This is a genomic window from Thermostichus sp. MS-CIW-38, from assembly GCF_054058415.1.
Genome location: NZ_JBSSAH010000029.1, coordinates 19896 through 38826, shown reverse-complemented (window position 1 = coordinate 38826; position 18931 = coordinate 19896). Strand labels below are relative to the sequence as shown.

The 18931-nt window shown below is 57.4% G+C and carries 18 protein-coding genes; 8 read left to right on the top strand and 10 right to left on the bottom strand.

The genetic code is table 11. The annotated features are described in order from the left end of the window. Positions 1 to 193: 193 nt before the first annotated feature. From rlmD to ACVWXZ_RS10375, 9 genes are all read right to left on the bottom strand, one after another. Positions 194 to 1588, bottom strand: a complete 1395-nt coding sequence (gene rlmD / locus ACVWXZ_RS10415) for a 23S rRNA (uracil(1939)-C(5))-methyltransferase RlmD (protein ID WP_457395986.1) — start codon at positions 1586 to 1588, stop codon at positions 194 to 196. Between the two features lie 151 nt (positions 1589 to 1739). Next, a complete protein-coding gene (locus ACVWXZ_RS10410) occupies positions 1740 to 2927 on the bottom strand; it encodes a GNAT family N-acetyltransferase (RefSeq protein ID WP_457395987.1) in 1188 nt (395 codons plus the stop codon). Next, positions 2912 to 3100, bottom strand: a complete 189-nt coding sequence (locus ACVWXZ_RS10405; RefSeq protein WP_457395988.1) for a DDE transposase family protein — start codon at positions 3098 to 3100, stop codon at positions 2912 to 2914. Before ACVWXZ_RS10405 ends, ACVWXZ_RS10410 begins: the two co-directional genes overlap by 16 nt. Positions 3101 to 3168: 68 nt before the next feature. Next, positions 3169 to 4227 (bottom strand): ATP-grasp domain-containing protein, encoded by a 1059-nt coding sequence (locus tag ACVWXZ_RS10400; protein WP_414418888.1) that lies wholly within the window; start codon positions 4225 to 4227, stop codon positions 3169 to 3171. A gap of 36 nt (positions 4228 to 4263) precedes the next feature. After that, positions 4264 to 5082, bottom strand: a complete 819-nt coding sequence (locus ACVWXZ_RS10395) for an alpha/beta hydrolase-fold protein (protein WP_414380485.1) — start codon at positions 5080 to 5082, stop codon at positions 4264 to 4266. A gap of 66 nt (positions 5083 to 5148) precedes the next feature. Next, entirely contained in the window at positions 5149 to 5802 is a 654-nt protein-coding gene (locus ACVWXZ_RS10390; RefSeq protein ID WP_011432147.1) for an LON peptidase substrate-binding domain-containing protein, read from the bottom strand. 109 nt (positions 5803 to 5911) lie between these two features. Further along, on the bottom strand, positions 5912 to 6418 hold the full coding sequence (ruvC, locus tag ACVWXZ_RS10385) for a crossover junction endodeoxyribonuclease RuvC (protein ID WP_011432146.1): 507 nt from the start codon (positions 6416 to 6418) through the stop codon (positions 5912 to 5914). A gap of 295 nt (positions 6419 to 6713) precedes the next feature. After that, positions 6714 to 7232 carry a CDP-diacylglycerol--glycerol-3-phosphate 3-phosphatidyltransferase gene (gene pgsA, locus ACVWXZ_RS10380; RefSeq protein WP_457404048.1) on the bottom strand — a complete coding sequence of 173 codons (519 nt, stop codon included), beginning with the start codon at positions 7230 to 7232 and terminating at the stop codon, positions 6714 to 6716. Positions 7233 to 7326: 94 nt separating this feature from the next. Beyond that, the gene (locus ACVWXZ_RS10375; RefSeq protein ID WP_457404035.1) at positions 7327 to 8262 is read right to left on the bottom strand and encodes a nucleoside hydrolase; all 936 of its coding nucleotides are present in this window, start codon (positions 8260 to 8262) and stop codon (positions 7327 to 7329) included. Positions 8263 to 8383: 121 nt separating this feature from the next. Between ACVWXZ_RS10375 and ACVWXZ_RS10370 the strand changes: the two genes are divergently transcribed. From ACVWXZ_RS10370 to ACVWXZ_RS10340, 7 genes are all read left to right on the top strand, one after another. Beyond that, positions 8384 to 9388: a circadian clock protein KaiA gene (locus tag ACVWXZ_RS10370; RefSeq protein WP_457404036.1), complete on the top strand. Its 1005-nt coding sequence runs from the start codon at positions 8384 to 8386 to the stop codon at positions 9386 to 9388. 2 nt (positions 9389 to 9390) lie between these two features. Beyond that, on the top strand, positions 9391 to 9693 hold the full coding sequence (kaiB, locus tag ACVWXZ_RS10365; protein WP_011430723.1) for a circadian clock protein KaiB: 303 nt from the start codon (positions 9391 to 9393) through the stop codon (positions 9691 to 9693). Between the two features lie 28 nt (positions 9694 to 9721). Next, positions 9722 to 11347, top strand: a complete 1626-nt coding sequence (kaiC, locus tag ACVWXZ_RS10360) for a circadian clock protein KaiC (RefSeq protein WP_011432142.1) — start codon at positions 9722 to 9724, stop codon at positions 11345 to 11347. 255 nt (positions 11348 to 11602) lie between these two features. Continuing rightward, positions 11603 to 12685 carry a type IV pilus biogenesis protein PilM gene (gene pilM / locus ACVWXZ_RS10355; protein ID WP_457404037.1) on the top strand — a complete coding sequence of 361 codons (1083 nt, stop codon included), beginning with the start codon at positions 11603 to 11605 and terminating at the stop codon, positions 12683 to 12685. A gap of 60 nt (positions 12686 to 12745) precedes the next feature. Next, positions 12746 to 13453 (top strand): PilN domain-containing protein, encoded by a 708-nt coding sequence (locus ACVWXZ_RS10350; RefSeq protein ID WP_414343478.1) that lies wholly within the window; start codon positions 12746 to 12748, stop codon positions 13451 to 13453. Beyond that, positions 13453 to 14154: a hypothetical protein gene (locus tag ACVWXZ_RS10345; protein ID WP_011432139.1), complete on the top strand. Its 702-nt coding sequence runs from the start codon at positions 13453 to 13455 to the stop codon at positions 14152 to 14154. Before ACVWXZ_RS10350 ends, ACVWXZ_RS10345 begins: the two co-directional genes overlap by 1 nt. A 262-nt stretch (positions 14155 to 14416) precedes the next feature. Beyond that, positions 14417 to 16507 carry an AMIN domain-containing protein gene (locus ACVWXZ_RS10340; protein ID WP_457404038.1) on the top strand — a complete coding sequence of 697 codons (2091 nt, stop codon included), beginning with the start codon at positions 14417 to 14419 and terminating at the stop codon, positions 16505 to 16507. A gap of 193 nt (positions 16508 to 16700) precedes the next feature. On the opposite strand, the gene ACVWXZ_RS10335 is transcribed toward ACVWXZ_RS10340, so the two are convergent. After that, the gene (locus tag ACVWXZ_RS10335; protein ID WP_011432137.1) at positions 16701 to 17267 is read right to left on the bottom strand and encodes a DUF2854 domain-containing protein; all 567 of its coding nucleotides are present in this window, start codon (positions 17265 to 17267) and stop codon (positions 16701 to 16703) included. Positions 17268 to 17389: 122 nt separating this feature from the next. On the opposite strand from ACVWXZ_RS10335, the gene ACVWXZ_RS10330 reads away from it, so the two are divergent. Further along, positions 17390 to 18931 (top strand): aminotransferase class I/II-fold pyridoxal phosphate-dependent enzyme, encoded by a 1542-nt coding sequence (locus ACVWXZ_RS10330; protein WP_457482494.1) that lies wholly within the window; start codon positions 17390 to 17392, stop codon positions 18929 to 18931.

Here is an 18931-nt window from a genome sequence, read left to right as displayed (position 1 = left end):
GTTGGGCAGCAATTCGTACTTGAAGGCTTGAAGTCGTTGCACCGCTCAATCGTATTCTTGGCCTATGCGTGATGACAACGATATTCACATGGCCGACACTGCGTTTTTAAAGGGCGTCGGCTACGGTCGGCGCTATCCTTCCCCGCCCTGAAGGACGGGGCTTGCCGCGCCTTTTGGTCAGGGTGCGTACTCTTCAAACTCGCTCCAAAAAGGCCACCCCCTCCACATGCCCGGTTTGGGGAAAGAAGTCAGCCGCCCGCCATTGGGTAAGGCGATAGGATCCCTCTGCCAGTAGGATCTGCAAGTCTCGCGCCAAAGTGGCAGGGTGACAGCTAATGTAGACGATGCGTGGTGGTCGTCGCAGCTTTAGGGTCTCGAGCACTTGGCGGTCGCAGCCGCGCCGCGGCGGATCCAGCACCACAATGTCGGCAGGGGGCAGGGTCGGCAAAACCTGTTCCACCGTGCCCTGGAAAAATTGGGCTGAGGCGATACCGTTGAACTGGGCATTGTAGCGGGCTTGGGCGACCGCTTCCGGCAAAGCTTCCACCCCCATCGCCCGTTTCGCCCGTTGCGCCAGCAGCAAGGTTAAGGTGCCGATGCCACAGTAGGCATCCAGGATGGTTTCCTCTCCCCGCAGGTTCAGTTGGTCGGCTATCCAGGTAAAAAAGGCTTCTGCTTGCTCTGTGTTGACCTGGAAGAAAGAGGTGCTGTCGATCCAGAGGGAAAAACCGGCAAATTCCTCCCGCAAAGACCCCCGACCGGCAATCACCTCAGTCTCCGGGCCGAAGATGGCATTGGTGCGGGCCGAGTTGAGATTGAGACAGACCCCCACCAGGTCAGGGTAGCGCTGCATCCAGCGTTCGGCCCAGCTTTCCAGATGGGGCAGGCGACGACTGCAACTGACCAAGGTCAGGAGCACCTCGCGGGTACGGCGACCGATGCGCAAACCCAAGTGGCGGAGATGACCTTGGTGACGACTTTCGTCGTAGACACTCCAGCCCGTTTCTTGGAGATCCCGCTTGATTTCCCTCAGGAACACATCCAGCCGCTCGTCTTGCACGGGGCATTGGTTGAGGTTCACCAGGCGGTGGCTGCCCCGTTGGTAGTAGCCCATGCGCAAGGGCTGGCCCTCCGGTTTGGCCATGGGGTAGGTGACCTTGTTGCGATAGCGCAGCGGCTGCCGGGATCCCAAAATGGGGACAGGCTGCGGCAGAGTCAGACCGCCAATCCGCTCCAGTGCATCCCTGAGGATTTGCTGCTTGGTGGCCAATTGCTGGGCATAGCTGACATGTTGCCATTGGCAGCCACCACATTTGTCCGCCACAATGCAGGCTGGTCGCACCCGTTGGGGAGAGGGAGAAATCAGCGACCGAATTCGCCCGACCAAGTAGTTGCGCTTGATCTCGGTTATTTGGGCCACCACCTGATCCCCGGGCACCGCCTGGGACACAAACACCACTCGCCCTTGTCCAAGTCCTACCGTGTGGGCAATGCCATCTCCCTGGGGGGTCAGGGCCGTGACCTCCAACGCCAAGAGATCCCCAGGTTTAACGGGATCAGGAAGGCCGGAAGGGATCGGATGTTCCATTAGGCTGTTTCGCCGAAATTCGAAATAACTATAACCATAGGTCAGGTCGTGTTGGCTGGAGTCAGCATTGCCGGAAAAAGCTGTAGCAAGGCAAAAAGCATGTCAGCCGCCAACTGCTTACGGGATTGAAAACCCCATCCAATGAAGTGGTTCACTCCTTGGTCAAAGCAGATAGAGAAGGCAAAACATCTTCTCGAAAAGGAACCTCGTTTTGATTCACGTTCTCCAGCTCGGCCAACATGAGAGGGTTAACCCGGTTTAGGTAGGGCACCAAAACCTGTTGTAGCCTTCGGCTGTAGAAGCGGTGGTAGCTGTACACAGGCGTGGCCGGAAATCCCCGTCGAATCTTATGGGATCCCCCTGCGCCGGGATCAAAGTTGCGGATCCCTTCTCGGATGGCGAGGGCAATGGGCTCGTAGTAGCAAACGTTAAAGTGCAAAAACTTCACCTCCTCCCGACAACCCCAGTAGCGCCCGAACAGGCGATCTCCCTTACGAATACAAAAAGACATCCCCACAATTTCTGCATTCCGTTCCCCGGCCACCAGCACAACTCGCTCCCGATAGTCGGGATAGAGAGACTCGAAAAAGCGGCGATTGAGATATTTGCTCCAGTTCCAAAATTGGGCGCAGGTGTTGCTGTAAAAGTCGTACATGAGAGACAACAGGCGGGGCGTGATCTCCTCTCCTGTGTAAATCTTGAGTTCTAGGCCGCTTTTTTCCATTGCAGCCCGCTCTCGCTTGATGTTGCGCCGCTGGTTGGCATTGAACTGGCTCAAAAAGTCTTCGTAAGAGCGGTAGCCGGGGTTGTGCCACTGGTAGTTGTGGGTGATCCGGGGCGTAAATCCATCCGACTCCAATTGAGTCCGCCAGTCCAGATCTACATAAAGCAAGCTAAACACCGAAATATCCTTCTCTTGGCAAAACCGGTCAATGGCTGCCAGCATCAACGACCACACCTCTGCTTCCGAATACTCGGGATGGACGAGGATGCGATAGCCCGTGGCCGGGGTGAAGGGGGCCATGCCGATTAACTTCGGGTAGTAGCGTTCCCCCAATTGGCCGGCAACTGCAGCCCATTCTTGGTCAAAGACAAACTCCCCCTGGCTGTGGCTTTTCAAATACAAGGGGGCAGCAGCAACCAACTGGCCGTCCGCCTCCACCAACAAGTGACAGGGCAGCCACCCTGTCCTGCGGCTGGCACAACCTGAGCTCTCTAGGCTGTGCAACCATTCGTATTCCAAAAAAGGAGAGGTGCGCTCCGTTTGCAAGGCGTGCCAGGCCCCTGCTGGGATCTCGCGAATATCGTGGCACCAGCGCCATTTCAAGCCGGTTGACATTTGCCTGCCTGGATCAGACCAACCCGCCGCCCAATCGCCTCAGCTTGGCTGGGAAAAGGCCCCCAATGCTCTTGTCGACTCAAGAGGGGATCCCCCGCCGCCAAATGCAGCACCTGGCAGGATCCCTGCGCCTGCTTGATTATGGACCACCCTGAAGCGGGGTCGGAAACCACGCTGCTGCTCCTTTGCCCGTCCACAACTTCCCCAGCGGAAAACCACACTTGTGGGTTCTGGTTTGATTTTAATCGGGATCCCTGGGCTCGTAGTAACGGTTGGCCAATTCCAAAGCCATCTGAAACTTCTGCTCGCGGGTGAGATCGGCCCGTCGGGCAATGTGGGCAAAGCGGTTGATATCTGGGGGCAGGAAGTCGAAAGGACGCTGTTCCCGCACGATGTCCAAGACCAAATCGCAAAGGGCCTGCTGGTAATCGTTGTAGAAGATCTCTCCCAAAGCCTTGAGCCGCCCATCGGGCACCGGATTGTTAAAGTCGATGGCCTGCAGCTCTCCCTGCTCGTCGATGAATAGCTCCACCGAGTTCATTTCATAGCCCAAAACTCGATTGATAATCCGACAGGTATTGATGACTTTCTGGCCCATTTCCGGCGTGAGAAATTCTGGATCAAACAGATATTCGCTGGCATCGAACTTGCGAAAGATATACTTGATCGGAATGATCTTTCGGCCAATGCAGAGGGCGCGAATCTGCCAAGGGTAAGGGGTTTTGACCTTCTCTTGGATCATCATCACCTGAGATCCAGAGCGGTCGTAAAAATAGAGGAGCTGCTCCATGTTGTGGGCTATTTCTACTCCAATGGCCTCTCGCCCCTCCGCCGGCTTAATCACAATTGGCCAGCCCAGATCTTCCGCCATCCCCTGCCAATCGAAAAACTTGTGATACTTAAAGTCCTCTGCTTTCAATGCGGGGGCTTCTTTAGGGGGCAGAATGTAAGTTTTGGGGATGGAGATCCCCAGCTCTTTGACCACCATGTAGGCAGCATCTTTGTTGCGCAGGTAGTAATAAAAGCTAAAGGGGTTGTTGATGAGGTAAACCCCCCGAAAGGCAAAGCCCATGAACAGGCCGATGGCTTGGGGGTAAAGGTAGCTGAAACGATCCAGGATCAGGCGATACTTGGTGCGGTAATCCAGGTTCACCTCGTGAATGGTGACATGTTCGGCCCGGATCTTGTAAGTTTGGCCGTTGCGAGCTTGAATAGGGGGAAGTGCGTTGAGGCGGGCCAGAGTATCGTCCCCAAAAGGCTCGCTGAAGTGCAGGCTGCCAACCCAATAGTCTTCAATCATCAAAGCTCTCTCAAAAGCTATTCCCTGCAAGGGATCCTACGCGAAGGCGCGGATTTGCGCTTGCCAAGTGGGCCAATCGTGATTCCCCTCCCATACCTCCAGTTGATGGGGGATGTCGTTGCGGCTGAGCACTTCCGCCAGACGCAGGTTGTCGCTGAGGCAGTGGTCGTGGCGAGCGGTGAGCAGCTTCAGCTCGGTGTTGCGCCCGCCCAAGTGATCCCAGAGTTGCCGGCTCATGTTGGACATATAGGCCAGCGGGTTGATGAAATACAGCTCCTGCTCTGCCCGTTGGGGATCCCAGCCGGTGACAGAGCCGAGAGCGGCCACATCGTAGGGCCCCCCCAGAGCCAAACAACGGCGCACTAGGCCGGGATGCCGACAGGTGAGGTTGACAGCATGGGTAGCTCCCAGGGAAAACCCAGCCACCACCAGAAACTCATTTTGCGCCTCGGCCTTGGCGTAGGGGATCAGCTCTTCTACCCAGTGCTGCTCCAGCAACAGCCAACGATCCCGCCGTTGGGGCAAGTCCAGCTGGCGGTTGAACAAAGTCTCCCAATCCAGGGTTTCCACGCAAAAAGCCTGCAAATAGCCCTGCTCCAGATGATGGCTGAGGCTGGCGATGATGCCGCGATCTTCCACGTCAAAAAAACGCCCGTTGCTGGTGGGCAGACAGATCAGCGGGTAGCCGTGATGCCCAAAGTGGAGCATCTCCATTTCCCGGCCCAAGATCTGAGAGGGAAAGCGCAAGTAGCGGCGAGCGTAGGCCATGAAAAACGGGGAAGGGATCCTCAAGAAATACCCAACCTTTCCGGGGGAAGCATTCTGCTCTGCCTGGTCGAGAAAGGCAAAGGGCACTCTCTGGAAAGGTCCACAAGAGCCACCAGAACAGATGGGAGCAGACCTGACCAACTGACAGGAACCTCAGGAAATTTCCGTGAACAGATCCTTGAGGGCCGTGCGGGCGGCCAAGTGCTTGCGGGTGGACTCGAGAATTTCGGCTTCTCGGCGCAGCCGCCTTTCGGTACTGACCATTTCCAGCAGAGCTTGCTGCTCTTGGGGGGCCCCATGGAAGTGGCTAGCCACCCAGTAGGACAGTTCTATGGGGGTGGTGGGGAGCTGCTCCGGCAACTGTGCATCCCGCTCCATTAGCTTGCCCGAGAGACGCACCACATCTTGAAGGAGAGTGGTAACCTGGCGCACCCAGCTCTGCAGGTCATCGGAAGGGGTGGTCGGCTCATCCTCAATCCATTCCACCAGCCCCACCCGGAAGGGTTTTTCCCGCACGTAATCCAAGACGCGGAAGCGCTGCTGCCCCAAGGTCAAAATGTCCATGCGGTCATCCGGCAATCGCTGCACCTGCAACACCTCAGCACAACAGCCCACCCGCACCGGGGATCCCGTCTGGGGATTGAACATCAGCACCCCAAAGCGGCGATCCGTCTCCAGAATGGTGTTGATCATCATGCGGTAGCGGTACTCGAAAATGTGCAGCGGCAGAGGTCGGCCCGGAAACAGCACCACCTCCGGCAAGGGAAACAGCGGTAGCTCGCGAACATCCACGGAAGAAGAAGGCATAGGGCTTGTGCTTCTCGCTGTACTGAGTCTAGCCCATCTTTATTGGCCAATCTTTATCTCTGCTAATTTATCTCTGCTAAAGGTAGGGGATTGACAGGGAGGGGATCCCTCAAGAGAAGCGGTGGTGCCAGACTGTGATGGCAATCGCCAAGGCATCGGCGGCATCATCCGGGCGGGGCAAGCTGGGCAGGTTGAGTTCCCGGGCCACGGCAGCTTGTACAGCCTGCTTGTCGGCGCGTCCGTAGCCTGTCAAACTTTGCTTGACTTGGGCGGGCGTAAACTCCACCGGCAACAGATGATGCTGGGCCAAGGTGAGCAGGATCACGCCACGGGCTTGGGCGATGGCAATGGTATTGCCCATTTTGTAGAAAAAAAGTTTTTCCAGCCCCACCTGATGCGGGCGCAGTTGGCGCAGCAACTGGCTCAAATCCTCGTGCAGCGTTTGCAGCCGCTCCGGCATCGAGTGTTGGCTGGGGGTGCTGATCACCCCATAATCCACAGGTTTCAACCCCGCAGATCCCGCCAGAATGCAACCAAACCCCATGGTTCCCAGACCTGGATCTAGGCCGAGGATGCGCTGCTCAGGTGGGGTGTCTGATACATTTACGCTGAACACTGCTGAACATCACTGTTCAACTATGCAGCGATAGCATTCTGTTTGTTTCCAAACAGAATGGCGGTATCCCGCAAAGCTTTGAGTAGAATACCCAAAGCGCAGTTTCCGTGTCGTCTTACTACCAATTTTCTGCTTTGCTTTGGCTACCATGTTGGCAGACTCGAAAGTAAACAGAAAGATCAACTGGTAGTAATCCGCACTGAACATATTATACATTATTTTCAGTATAGTTGAGCTTATTATTGACTAGAGTCATGCTCCTCTGTCGGCGAGGGGCGGGGGGATCTGACAAGGGCTATGGCCTGCCGGGTGACTGCGCATGATGGGGATGATCGGTGTGCAGGTAGGTCAGGCCCGAGATCAGGGTGAGAACCACCGCCACCCAAAAACAAGGGATCCCTCCCGGCCACCCCAAAATCAGCAAAGCAATGGCCAGGATTTGGGTTACCGTCTTGGCTTTGCCCCAGAAATTGGCACCGCGGATTTGGCTTTGGTTGACCCGCCAGCTGGCGATGGCCAGCTCCCGCCCCACCAGCAAAAACACGCCCCAAGCGGGGATCCGCCCCAGTTCCAGCAGGCCCAGCAGCGGCGCCAACACCAGCAGCTTATCCACCAGAGGATCCAAAAACTTGCCCATATCCGTTACCAGCCCATAACGGCGGGCCAAATGGCCATCCAGCCAATCGGTTGCCGCCGCCAACAGGAACGCCCAGAGGGCCAACCTCTCCCCCAGTGGGGATCGCAGGCTCAGGCCCAGCAAAACAAAAGGGATCCCTCCCAACCGCAGCAGGGTGATGGCGGTGGGCAGGTTCACCCACTCCAGCTTGGCACGTTGGACGGCGCTGGGATTCTCCACCTCAGATCTGGCCTCAAGGATTAAGGATCAGAACTATCAAGGACTATCGGAATTATTGGTAACGGCCCAGGCGCTCGGTGAGCAGGTGGTAAAACCCCTGGGCATCCACCCCAAAAGCCACCTGAACATTGGCGAGGCGACCACTGGATCCCCAGCGATCCACCACCGTCCGGCCCAGGTTCAAGGGGCTAGCCGTTTCCACCTCGACGTAGCAGGGCTTGAGCTCGAACAACTGCGGCTGTAACAGATAGGCAATCACACAAGGGTCATGCAATGGCCCTCCCGGTAGCCCGTAGCGTTCTACGTCGACCTTACCGTAAAAGGTGAGCATATTGGCCACCGTCTGCCCAACGCGGGTGCCCAGGGCGCGGATGCGCTCAATCCGCTCCGGCGTGCTGAGGACCTGTTGGGTGACGTGCAAGCCCAGCATCACCACCTCCGGGATCCCGGCGCTGAGCACGATCTGGGCGGCGTGGGGATCGGTGAGGATGTTGAACTCGGCTGCCGGGGTAACATTCCCCTCAAAGGCGGATCCCCCCATAAACACCAGCCGCTGGATGCGCTCCACAATCCGAGGCTGCTGCACCAGGGCCACTGCCAAGTTGGTCATCGGGCCCAGCAAAGCCAAGGTAACCGGCTCAGGGGCAGCCATCAGGGTTTCAATCAGATACTCCACCGCATGCTGGGATCCCAAAGGCATCTGGGGCTCCGGCAGATCCGCTCCGTCGATCCCGGTTTTGCCATGCACCTGCTCGGCGGTTTCCAGAGGGCGCAAGAGAGGTCGGGGGCAGCCGGCATACACCCCCATCTGCGGCTGACCGGCCAATTCACAGATCTGTCGAGCATTGCGGCTGGTTTTGTCCAAGGAGACATTGCCGGCCACCGTGGTAATGCCCAGCAATTGCAGCTCTTCTGGCGACGCCATAGCCAGCAGCAGAGCCACCGCATCGTCTTGGCCAGGGTCACAGTCGATGATCAGGGGCACCATAGGGATCTCGGCAGCAGCTCACTCACCCCTAGTTTAGGTTTTTCTCCCGCTCTTTTCCTCTGGCCGGTGAGCGCGGATCCCGGTCAGATTTAAGATAGGAAATATATCTTCATCCTTTGTCTTGTTGCCTGACACCCATCCACTGCGCATCAACCTGTTGCTGGATTGGGAGCCGCCAGCAGGAGAGCCCCTAGCTTGCGAGGACTGGCTACCCCCTGAACGCTTTGTTGTCGAGTGTTTTCAGGATCAAGCTACCTTCCTAGAGGCTCTCAGGAGACAAGACGGCCATGTCGATTGCTTGGTGCTCCTGGTGGATCCCACTCGGCTGCAAGAGCTGCACGATCTGGGCAATCAGCTCTGCGCGTGGGGACTGCTGCTGCCGACGGTGTTGGCGATTGTGCTGGAAGAATCCCACCTGCAAAAGGAAACACCGGAGACGGAAGGAGAGATCCCTGCCACCTCATCTTTGGTGAAAGCATTGCTCAAGCGAGAGCAGTTTTTCTACCACAACGCCACCCTCGTCCGTCCCATTTCGCCACAGGAGCTGAAGGGGCAGGTGCGGGCCGACTGTACCGCTTCGGGATCCCCTTCCGTCTTGGAGCTGCTGGTGGATCGGGCCATCGCCTTGTTTCTGCAGATGTCTCCCACCTGCGGCCTCCCGCAGGGCCCAGCGCATCCCAGCGATCAGCCCTACCTGGCTTACAGCAACCAACAACAACGGCGGCTGGCGGAGAAATTGCGGGAACGGCTGGGCTACGCCGGAGTGTACTATCATCGTGACCCAGAGCTGTTTTACCGTCGCCTCCCGCCCCACGAGCAGCAAGCCCTCATGCGACGGCTGCGTAACCTTTACCAGGCAATCGTCTTGGACTATTTTCAATCTCCCGAGACCGTCAATGCCCGCATCGACGAGCTGGTGGCCTTGGCCTTTTTTGCCGATATCGGCGCTGCTCAACTGCTGGAGCTGCACATGAACTTGATGGAAGACTTTGCCAAACAATTGAAGCTGGAAGGCCGCAGCGAAGAGATCCTGCTGGATTACCGCCTTACCCTGATCGATGTGATGGCCCACCTGAGCGAAATGTACCGCCGCTCCATTCCCAAACCTGCCCCAAGGGATCCCTGATTATGTCCACTCGCAAAGCCTATGTTCTCAAGCTCTACGTGGCGGGCAACACCCCCAATTCTCTGCGTGCCCTCAGCACCTTGCAAGACATCTTGGAAAAGGAGTTCCGCGGCGTGTACAGCCTGAAGGTGATCGATGTCTTGAAAAATCCGCAACTGGCAGAGGAAGATAAGATCTTGGCAACGCCGACCTTGGCCAAAATCCTGCCGCCACCGGTGCGGAAGATTATTGGCGATCTGTCCAACCGCGAGAAAGTGCTCATCGGCCTGGATCTGCTCTACGAAGAATTGGACGAAGAGGCTTGAGACAGGCTGCAGGAGCAAGGAGAGTGGGATGAACCAGTCATTGGGGCCTTCTGAGCCAGAAAAGCCACAAGATAACACCGCAGAGGACTCCACCGAACCAACCCCAGACAACCACCGGGCGGATCTCTCAGAGCTGCGAGGGATCCCCAAAAAACAGACGGGCATCGAGGGCTTTGAAGACATCAGTCACGGTGGGCTACCCCTGGGACGCACCACCTTGGTCAGCGGCACCTCCGGCACCGGCAAAACCCTGTTTGCCATGCAGTTCCTTTACAACGGCATCGTGAAGTATCAAGAGCCGGGGATCTTCGTCACCTTCGAGGAAACCCCCGCCGATATCATTCGCAATGCCTCCAGCTTTGGCTGGGATCTGCAGGCCCTCATCGACAGGGGCCAACTGTTTATCCTGGATGCCTCCCCCGATCCCGAAGGCTATGAGGTGAGCGGCAACTTTGATTTGTCGGCCCTCATCGAGCGCATCCAGTACGCCATTCGCAAATACAAAGCCAAGCGGGTCTCCATCGACTCAGTGACAGCCATCTTTCAGCAATACGACCCTGCCGGTGTGGTGCGGCGGGAGCTGTTCCGCCTGACGGCCCGCCTCAAGCAGGCCAACGTCACCACCGTCATGACCACAGAGCGCACCGACGAGTACGGCCCCATCGCCCGCTACGGCGTAGAGGAATTCGTCTCCGATAACGTGGTGATCCTACGCAACATCCTGGAGGGAGAGAAACGGCGGCGCACCATCGAGATCTTGAAGCTGCGGGGCACCACCCACATGAAGGGGGAATATCCCTTCACCATCACCAACGACGGGATCAACATCTTCCCCTTGGGAGCCATGCAGCTGACGCAGCGCTCCTCCAACGTGCGGGTCTCCTCCGGCATCGAGAAGCTGGACGAAATGTGCGGCGGCGGCTTCTTCAAAGACTCGATTATTTTGGCCACCGGCGCCACCGGCACGGGCAAAACCTCGCTGGTGAGCAAATTCCTGGAGCGGGGCTGCCTGGATGGGGAACGCTGCATTCTCTTTGCCTACGAAGAGTCGCGGGCGCAGCTGTCCCGCAACGCCTCCTCCTGGGGCATTGACCTGGAAGAGTTCGAGCGGCAGGGCCTCCTCAAGATCATCTGCGCCTACCCAGAATCTGCCGGCCTGGAAGACCACCTGCAGAAGATCAAAACCGAGATGATGGCCTTCAAGCCCTCCCGCATGGCCATCGACTCCCTGTCAGCCCTGGCGCGGGGAGTGAGCCAAAATGCCTTCCGCCAGTTTGTAATCGGGGTAACTGGCCTGGCCAAGCAGGAGGAGATCACCGGCTTTTTCACCAACACCACCGACCAATTCATGGGATCCCATTCCATCACCGAATCCCATATTTCCACCATCACCGACACGATCATCCTGCTGCAATACGTGGAGATCCGCGGAGAGATGGCCCGCGCCCTCAACGTCTTCAAAATGCGGGGATCCTGGCACGACAAAGGGATCCGCGAGTACCTCATCTCCAACGCAGGCATCCAAATCCGCGATTCCTTCCGGGGCTACGAGCGCATTATCAGCGGATCCCCGACCCGCATCAATGTGGATGAGAAAAACGAGCTCTCCCGGATTGTGCAAAACGTCCAGGCCCTCGAGGAAGAAGGGTTGTGAGCGGTTACAACAGTTCCGTGAGTGGGCGCGGCAACAGACCCGTTGAGTCAAGCGAATTTCCAACACCGCTCAACACCGCGCAAGCCCTGCACTTGCGGCTGGCAGGGAGGGATCGGCCCAGACAAGGATTTCCCCGCGGCCAATGGCGAACAGTGGTAACCCACCTACAAATTGGGTAGTATGCCTCTAGCAGTAGCGCAAAGGGCGGGGTTTCCCGGCGTGTTTAGTTTTCTTGGTGGTTCCAAAACCCGAACCATGCTTGGGGTGGACATCAACCCCGAGCGCATCGCCGTTGCCCAACTGAAAAAGCAGGGCAATGGTCGCTATCGTCTGGCCCACTACCACAGCGTGGAAATGCCGGAAGGGGCGATGGTCGAAGGGCGCATCCTCGATCCGAACACGGTTGGTTTGGTCTTGATGAATTTGCTCAATGAAAACAAAGTGCCCACCAACCTGCCGGCAGCCACAGCAGTGCCCGTAAGGGAGGCCATCGTTCGTCTCATTCGCCTGCCTGCCGACCTACCTGCCGATGAGCTGCGCCGGGTGGTTTTGGAGCAGGAGGCCGAACTTTACATTCCCTATCCGCGGGATCAGGCGGATGTCGATTACCAACCCTTGGGTCTCGATCTTTCCCAGGATGGCATTGAGCGCATCGAAGTCTTGCTGGTGGCCATCCCCAAAGAGGTGGTGGACAACTACCTGGAGGTGCTGCAGGTGGCCAACTTGCAGGTGCGCTGTGTGGAGCTGGCCAGCTTCTCCCTCATTCGCACCATCCGCGATCAGCTAACCCAGTACGGCCCCCAAGAGGCCGTGTTGCTCAGCTCCATCGGCTACGACAGCAGCGAGATCAGCATTTTGGTGAACGGGATCCCGCAATTTACCCGCACCGTCAACATCGGCACCATCCACATGCGGCAGGTGCTGGCCCAATCCCTGAATCTGCCGCTTAGCCGCACCGGCGACCTGTTGCGAACTCTGAGGTTACCCTTGATCAACCCCACCGATATTTTGGCCACGGGAGAACAGCCAGCGCCCAGCAATCCCGGTGTAGCAGCAGTAACGCGCGTTGTCTCCGATTTGGCGGATGAACTGAAGCGCTCCATCGACTTCTTTACGAGCACAGAAAGCAGCTCGCCTGTGGTGAAAGTACTGCTGGCCGGAACTGGGGCAAGCATCGGCCAAATCGACGGCTTCTTATCTCAGTCGTTGAGCGTGGCGGTGGAGTTGGCGGATCCCTTTGGCAACATTGTCGTGCCGGATTCAGTGGAACTGCCCCTGGAGGAACGCCCAGCAATGGGAGTGGCCCTGGGGTTGGCGTTACGGGAAGACACCAAGTAGCGGCAGCAGGCAGCGCAAGCTCGCCCAACCGATGGAATAGCGCACAAGGCGGTTAAAGAGATGTACACACCGGAGATCAATTTCCTCAAAGAAAGGCCGGATGTCCTCACCACAGCTCGAACAGGTGGGGGAGCAGTAGCCGCGACTGGGGCCGCAGAGGGATCCCAGAATTGGATCCCGGCCATTGGCCTGGGGGTTGCTGTTGCTGCTGTAGCGATGGGAGCTTTTTGGTATTTCCAAGACAGCTTTTCCCGCCAGAGAGAAACCCTGAGGGCGGAGCGGGCTCGCCTTGACAGTGAGCTCAGCACAGCCAATGCTGAGTTGTCCCAGCTGCAGAATGCCAATCAAGAGCTGCAAACCATTCGCGCCCAAACGGAAGGGTTCCGCTCCTTTCTGAGATCCGTCCAGCCTTGGTCGGCCATCTTGGAAGAGCTGCGGCGCAAGATCCCCGGCCAGGGGGTATGGATAACCAACATCAGCGCTTCCGGGGATACCGTCAATATCCAAGGAGGGGCGCTGGACTTTCCCCTGGTGAACGACTTTTTGCTCACCCTGCTGGATTCCAACTTTGTTACCAGCGCCGTCCTGAACAGCAGCTCCCGGGTGGACGGCACAAACCTAACCGAGCCCAGCGTTACCTACGGCATAACCGTAACCATCCGTACCCTGGGGGATCCTGACCCAGAATTTACCCGCGAGCTGGAGCAGCGGGGAGCGATAGGCTTGGTTGAAAAGATCCGCATTTTGCGTCGAGTGGAGGCGAACTGATGACTGGATCGGTTGAAGGTTTTCCCGACGAACAACTGGTGGTTCCCCCGGCAGGGCCGCCGGTACTGCTGGGCGTGGAGCTGACCCCCATTCGAATTGGTCTTTTAATCGGGATCACAGGGTTAGCCGCGGCGGGGTTTCTGGCCTTCACCCAACTTCGCCCCTTGATCGAGGAGGTACAGGCTTTGGAAAGGGAGGTAGCCAACAAAACCACCCAGTTGCAGGACATAAAGAGCCAGATTGCCAGTTTGCAAGATGTGCCCAATCAGGTCGAGAGAGCTCGCGTGGAGCGGGAACAGATCAGTGCCCTGCTCTCCACCCCCGAGAATGCCGACACGCAACTGCTGGATCTCAACCGGCTGGTGCAGGGGCAGCCCAACAGCGAGCTGCGCAGCTTTAGCCCTTCTCCACTGACTCCAGCGTCTTCGGCCAATCCGGAAGTGCCTGGGATCATCGCTCCCGCCATCCAAGTGCAGACCACCCGTGTCGCTCTGCGTGGCCCCTATACGGAGCTGATCAATCTGATGGGAGATATAGAACGTCTGCGCACGCTGTTCCGGGTGAGCAACATCAGCTTAAATCCTGTTCAAGACACAGGGGAACTGGACGCTGCTTTTGATTTGATTGCCTACATCTACAACAAAGACGTTCCGTTGGGCACTGCTCCTCCACCTGAAGGGCAAACGGCACCTGGTCAGTAGCCCAGCCATGCCTTGACTCAGGGGGGGATCCTGCCAGTGCGGGATCCCCTTTGGTTTTCAGAAGACGGGAACAACCGCCGGTTCAGCACGGATAGTGTTGCCGAATCGAAGATCTGGGAAAAATTTCTTCCGAAACGGCTACAGGTAGTGGCAAAGTCCGAGATTTCGGCTTTGATCAGGGAAGCACGGGGTGAACGAGGCCAAAGGCACCCGTGGCGAGGTGAAGCAAGAATACGACTGGGTGAAGGAGTGAGGTGTGAGGATGATGAACCGTCGAGTTGCTTATGGGTGTGCGTTGGGCTTGATCCTGTCCCTGCCCCCATTGGCCTTAGAAAGCCGGGTCAATGAGGCAGCCGCTCAACAGTTGACCTCCGCAAACCCGCAACGCCTCAGCCGCATCACAGATATCCGCCTGGTGCCCAACGGCAACCGCATGCAGTTGGAGATCAACACCGAAGGGGGCGCTCGCCCACAGGTGTTCTTTACCCAGCAGGGACAATCTTGGATCGGGGACATCACCAATGCTCAATTGAGCGGAAGCCAGGGCCGCTATCGCCAAGAGTCTCCCCTGCCGGGGGTGCGCTTCATTGAGGCCTGGCAGTTGAGCAACGACAGCGTGCGGATAGAAATAGCCGGTGTGGCCGCAGCTCCCCAAGGCTTGCTGGCTCGGCGCAGCCCGACGCAGTTGGTCTTCGACTTTGAGGGCCTACCCTCTGCCCCACTGGCTCCCCTAGCGGCGGTTCCCCCTCAACCCTCGTCCAACCCAGTAGCGCCCGGCCAACCGGCGTCACTAAACCGACCTCAGCCCGTGGCTCCTGTTCCTCAGCCCGCAGCTCCTGCCCCTGCCTCCCAACCGGTCGCTCAAAACCCTGCCCCTTCGCAGACAACTCAAGCGGCTCCTCCTGCACCTGCTGTTCCTGCTGCACCCGTGATTTCTCAGGTGCCTTCTGTGGGCCAGCTCAACCAACCTCAATTGCCGCCGGGAAGTTTGCCCACCGAATCTCCTTTTCAGGGGAGAGCTGTGGCTCCTCCTGCCGGAGATATTGCCGTTGGCACAATCCTGCCTGATCCACCTACAGTGGATCTCGGATCCAATGCCAGGATTAGCTTGACCTTGAAAGATGCTCCTGTGGGCGATGTGCTGAGCTTGTTGGTGCGGCGAGCAGGGTTGAATGTGGTGCTCAACGACGTCCCACCCGATCTAACCATCTCTCTGGATGTGCAAGACTCGCCCTTACAGGAGACATTCAACTTTATCTTGCGGCTAAAACAGTTGCAGGCCCAGCGAAGGGGCCAAACCGTATTTGTTGGACAAAACCTGCCAGGGGTGACTGGGATCCTGGTGCGCAATTACCGCGTGAATCAGGCAGTCGCCACCGATTTGGCCAGTCGGCTGGAAGGAGTTTTGGACGCCGTTGCTCCCGGTGCCCAATTCGTTGTGGACGAGCGCACCAACTCCATTACGGTGATCGGCAACTCGCGGCAGCAGGACATCGCGGCTGCTCAGATTGCCCAATTGGATGTGCGTCGGCGACAGGTTTTAATTTCGCTGAGGGCAGTTGATATTCGGCTAAATAACAACGAGAGCCTTTCGATCAACCTAGGGGGAGCTTCTGGCAACTTTGCTGTCGGAACTTTAGGGGACGCCAACTTTGGTGGACGACCGCTCAATCAACCTGCGGGATCCTCGGTAAGCTCTATCGGCCCTGCAGGCCCATCAGGATCCATCACGGGAATATTTAACACTCTCAACCGGCTGCAGCAGTCTTTGGCTCTAAGAGTGCAGTCTGCAATACAAAATGGAACTGGAAAAATTCTAACTGACCCCAAAGTTGTGGTGGCAGATGGCGGATCCAGTCGAATTAGCATTGCAACCAGTGTGCCCGTTAACGTTGAAACCATCACCATACCCCAGGGAGAAAACCAGCCCCCAGTCGTTACTCAGCGTTTGCAGCGGGAGGATGCCGGGGTTATCCTTAACGTCTCAGAAGTTAGGATAGATGACAATGGGTTTGTTACCCTGACCATTCAGCCGGAAATCTCCATTCCTGTACCCCTTCAAAGATTGGAAGGCGGAGACTTTGCAGGCATTCCACTTTTTAACATCGACAGAAGGCGGCTGGAAGCATCTCAGCTCAGGTTAAGAGATGGGCAAACTTTTATCATTGCCGGCTTAATCCAAGACAGAGACATCGTTGACGTTCAAAAAGTGCCTTTCCTAGGCGACTTGCCTCTTTTGGGTGCTTTGTTCCGCTCTCAGAGTGTGAATAACGAGCGCAATGAGGTGGTCTTCATGCTAACGCCCTACATTATGGATGATAATGTTGCTTTTGGTCTTCCTCCCAATCCGTAAAATTCCCAATCCGTAAAATAGGGTTATGCCGAACTGCCAAGTTTCGTGACATCCTCCCAACACTGATACTATAGGCACAGCGCAGGACCCATAGCTCCCCACACCCCTCATGAGTTAACTCTCGACAGTCCTGAGTTACTGGCTGCATTAGCTTCGGGATCCGTTGAGTTGCATTCAGCAGCTAATGGCTTCTTCAAGTGGCCTGGGATCCACCTCGGGCAACAAGCGCCAATTCCACCTGATTTTCTTGGGGCTGCCCCAGTTGCACCTCCACATCTCGGCCAAAGAAGCCTTGCATTTTTTTCTGGTAGCTTTCCTGCCATTGTTGGAAGGGAACCTTGGGGGAATCGAACAGAAGCACCAAGGTATACCGGCCATCTCGCAGCTCTTCTCTGTACCCTCTCACCTTGGGCAGATCTGCTTCCAGAGGGCCGCGCAGACCCAGAAACTCCAGGGCATCTTCCAGGTGGGCATTAGCCCCGTAGCTATATTTGGTGATATCGGCGCGGACTTGCTTTTGAATTTCCGTGGCCTGCTGGGCGCGGGCTTGGATCACCTCGAGAGAAGGGGCGGCCAGGGCAGGTACCGGCTTGAGTTCCACTACCTTCATGGTCACCCCTCCCAACAGCAAGGGGATCCCGGCAAACAGGCCGATGAGATTGAGGGTGGGATCGTTGTAGTGGGCAAAGCCCCAAGCCGTGGCGGCAACGCCGGCCAGCAACACGAGAGTGCTCAGGGGGAAGGGCAGTTTTTCAAACATACAGGAGAGGAAGAAAGGCCACCTGAAAACCCAGGCTAGCAGGAAAAGCGCCAGCGGTGGACTTAGCCTCCATTGGGATGGATAATCACAAAATGCCCACCTGGTGTGTTGAGGAGTGGTCTGTGGTTCTGTCCAATCTGTCCAAAACCTCTCGTTGCTTGCGCTCGCTGGATCGCAAAGCCCAGGAGCGAGCACCTCTATTTGAGGCCATCCGCCACTATTGCAGCTTGGATAAGGCTCCTTTTCACACGCCAGGCCACAAACAGGGACGTGGGATCCCTGCCGATCTGCAAGCCTTTCTGGGAGAGAACGTCTTCCGGGCGGATCTGACCGAGTTGCCAGAGGTGGACAACCTCCACGATCCCGATGGGGTGATCCGGGAGGCCCAGGAGCTGGCGGCAGCAGCTTATGGAGCGGATCGCAGTTGGTTTTTGGTCAACGGTTCCACCTGTGGCGTGGAAACACTGGTGATGGCGGTGTGCGATCCGGGAGACAAGATCCTCTTGCCGCGCAACTGCCACAAATCCGCCATTGCCGGGGTGATCCTCTCTGGGGCGGTGCCGGCCTATATCGAGCCGGATTTTGACCCGGAGCTGGGCATTGCCCACGGGATTACCCCAGCCGGTTTGGAGGGGGCCTTGGCGGAGCATCCCGATGCCAAAGGCGTTTTGGTAGTCAGCCCCACCTACTACGGGGTTTGCTGCGACCTGGAATCTCTGGCAGCCATCGCCCATGCCCATGGCCTACCGCTATTGGTGGACGAGGCCCACGGGCCCCATTTTGGGTTTCATTCGGAATTGCCCATTTCGGCCTTGGAAGCCGGAGCCGATCTGGTGGTGCAGTCCACCCACAAGGTGATCTCCGGCATGACCCAGGCCTCGATGCTGCACCTCAAGGGATCCCGTATCGACCCCAACCGGGTGCGCAACATTCTGCAACTGCTGCAATCGACCAGTCCCAGCTATGTGCTGATGATGTCGCTGGATGTGGCGCGGCGGCAGATGGCCTTAGAAGGGGAAGCCCTGCTGAGCCAAGCCTTGGCTTTGGCAGATCAAGCCCGCGCCCGTCTCAACCGCATCCCCGGCTTGCGCTGTTTTGGCCCAGAGCGTATCGGCTCCACCCCTGGTTTTTTTGATTTCGACCGCACCCGTCTCACGGTAACGGTGACAGAGCTGGGGTTGTTCGGCTTCGACGCTCACGACTGGGTTAACGATCACTTCCACGTGCAGCCGGAGATGTCCACCCTGCACAACGTGGTCTTCATTGTCAGCATCGGCAACACCCAGCGAGACATTGACCGCCTGGTGGAAAGTTTCGCCGCCCTGTCGCAACATTTTCAGGGATCCCGCCCATCCAGAGCGGCAATGGAAAAAATGCAGCGGCTGGCACAACTGCCCCGTCCTTGCTTGCCACCACAACGGCTATCACCCCGGGAGGCTTTTTTTGCTCCCATTCAGCGGGTGCCTTTCCAAGAAGCAGTGGGCCATATCTGCGCCGAGATCATCTCCCCCTATCCACCTGGGATCCCGATTTTGGTGCCGGGAGAAGAGGTGACTCAAGAGGCGGTGAACTATCTGCTGTTGGTGCATGAGGCAGGCGGCTTTATCAACGGCCCAGAGGATGTGCGCCTACAAACCCTGAAGGTGGTCAAAGCAACGGCCTAG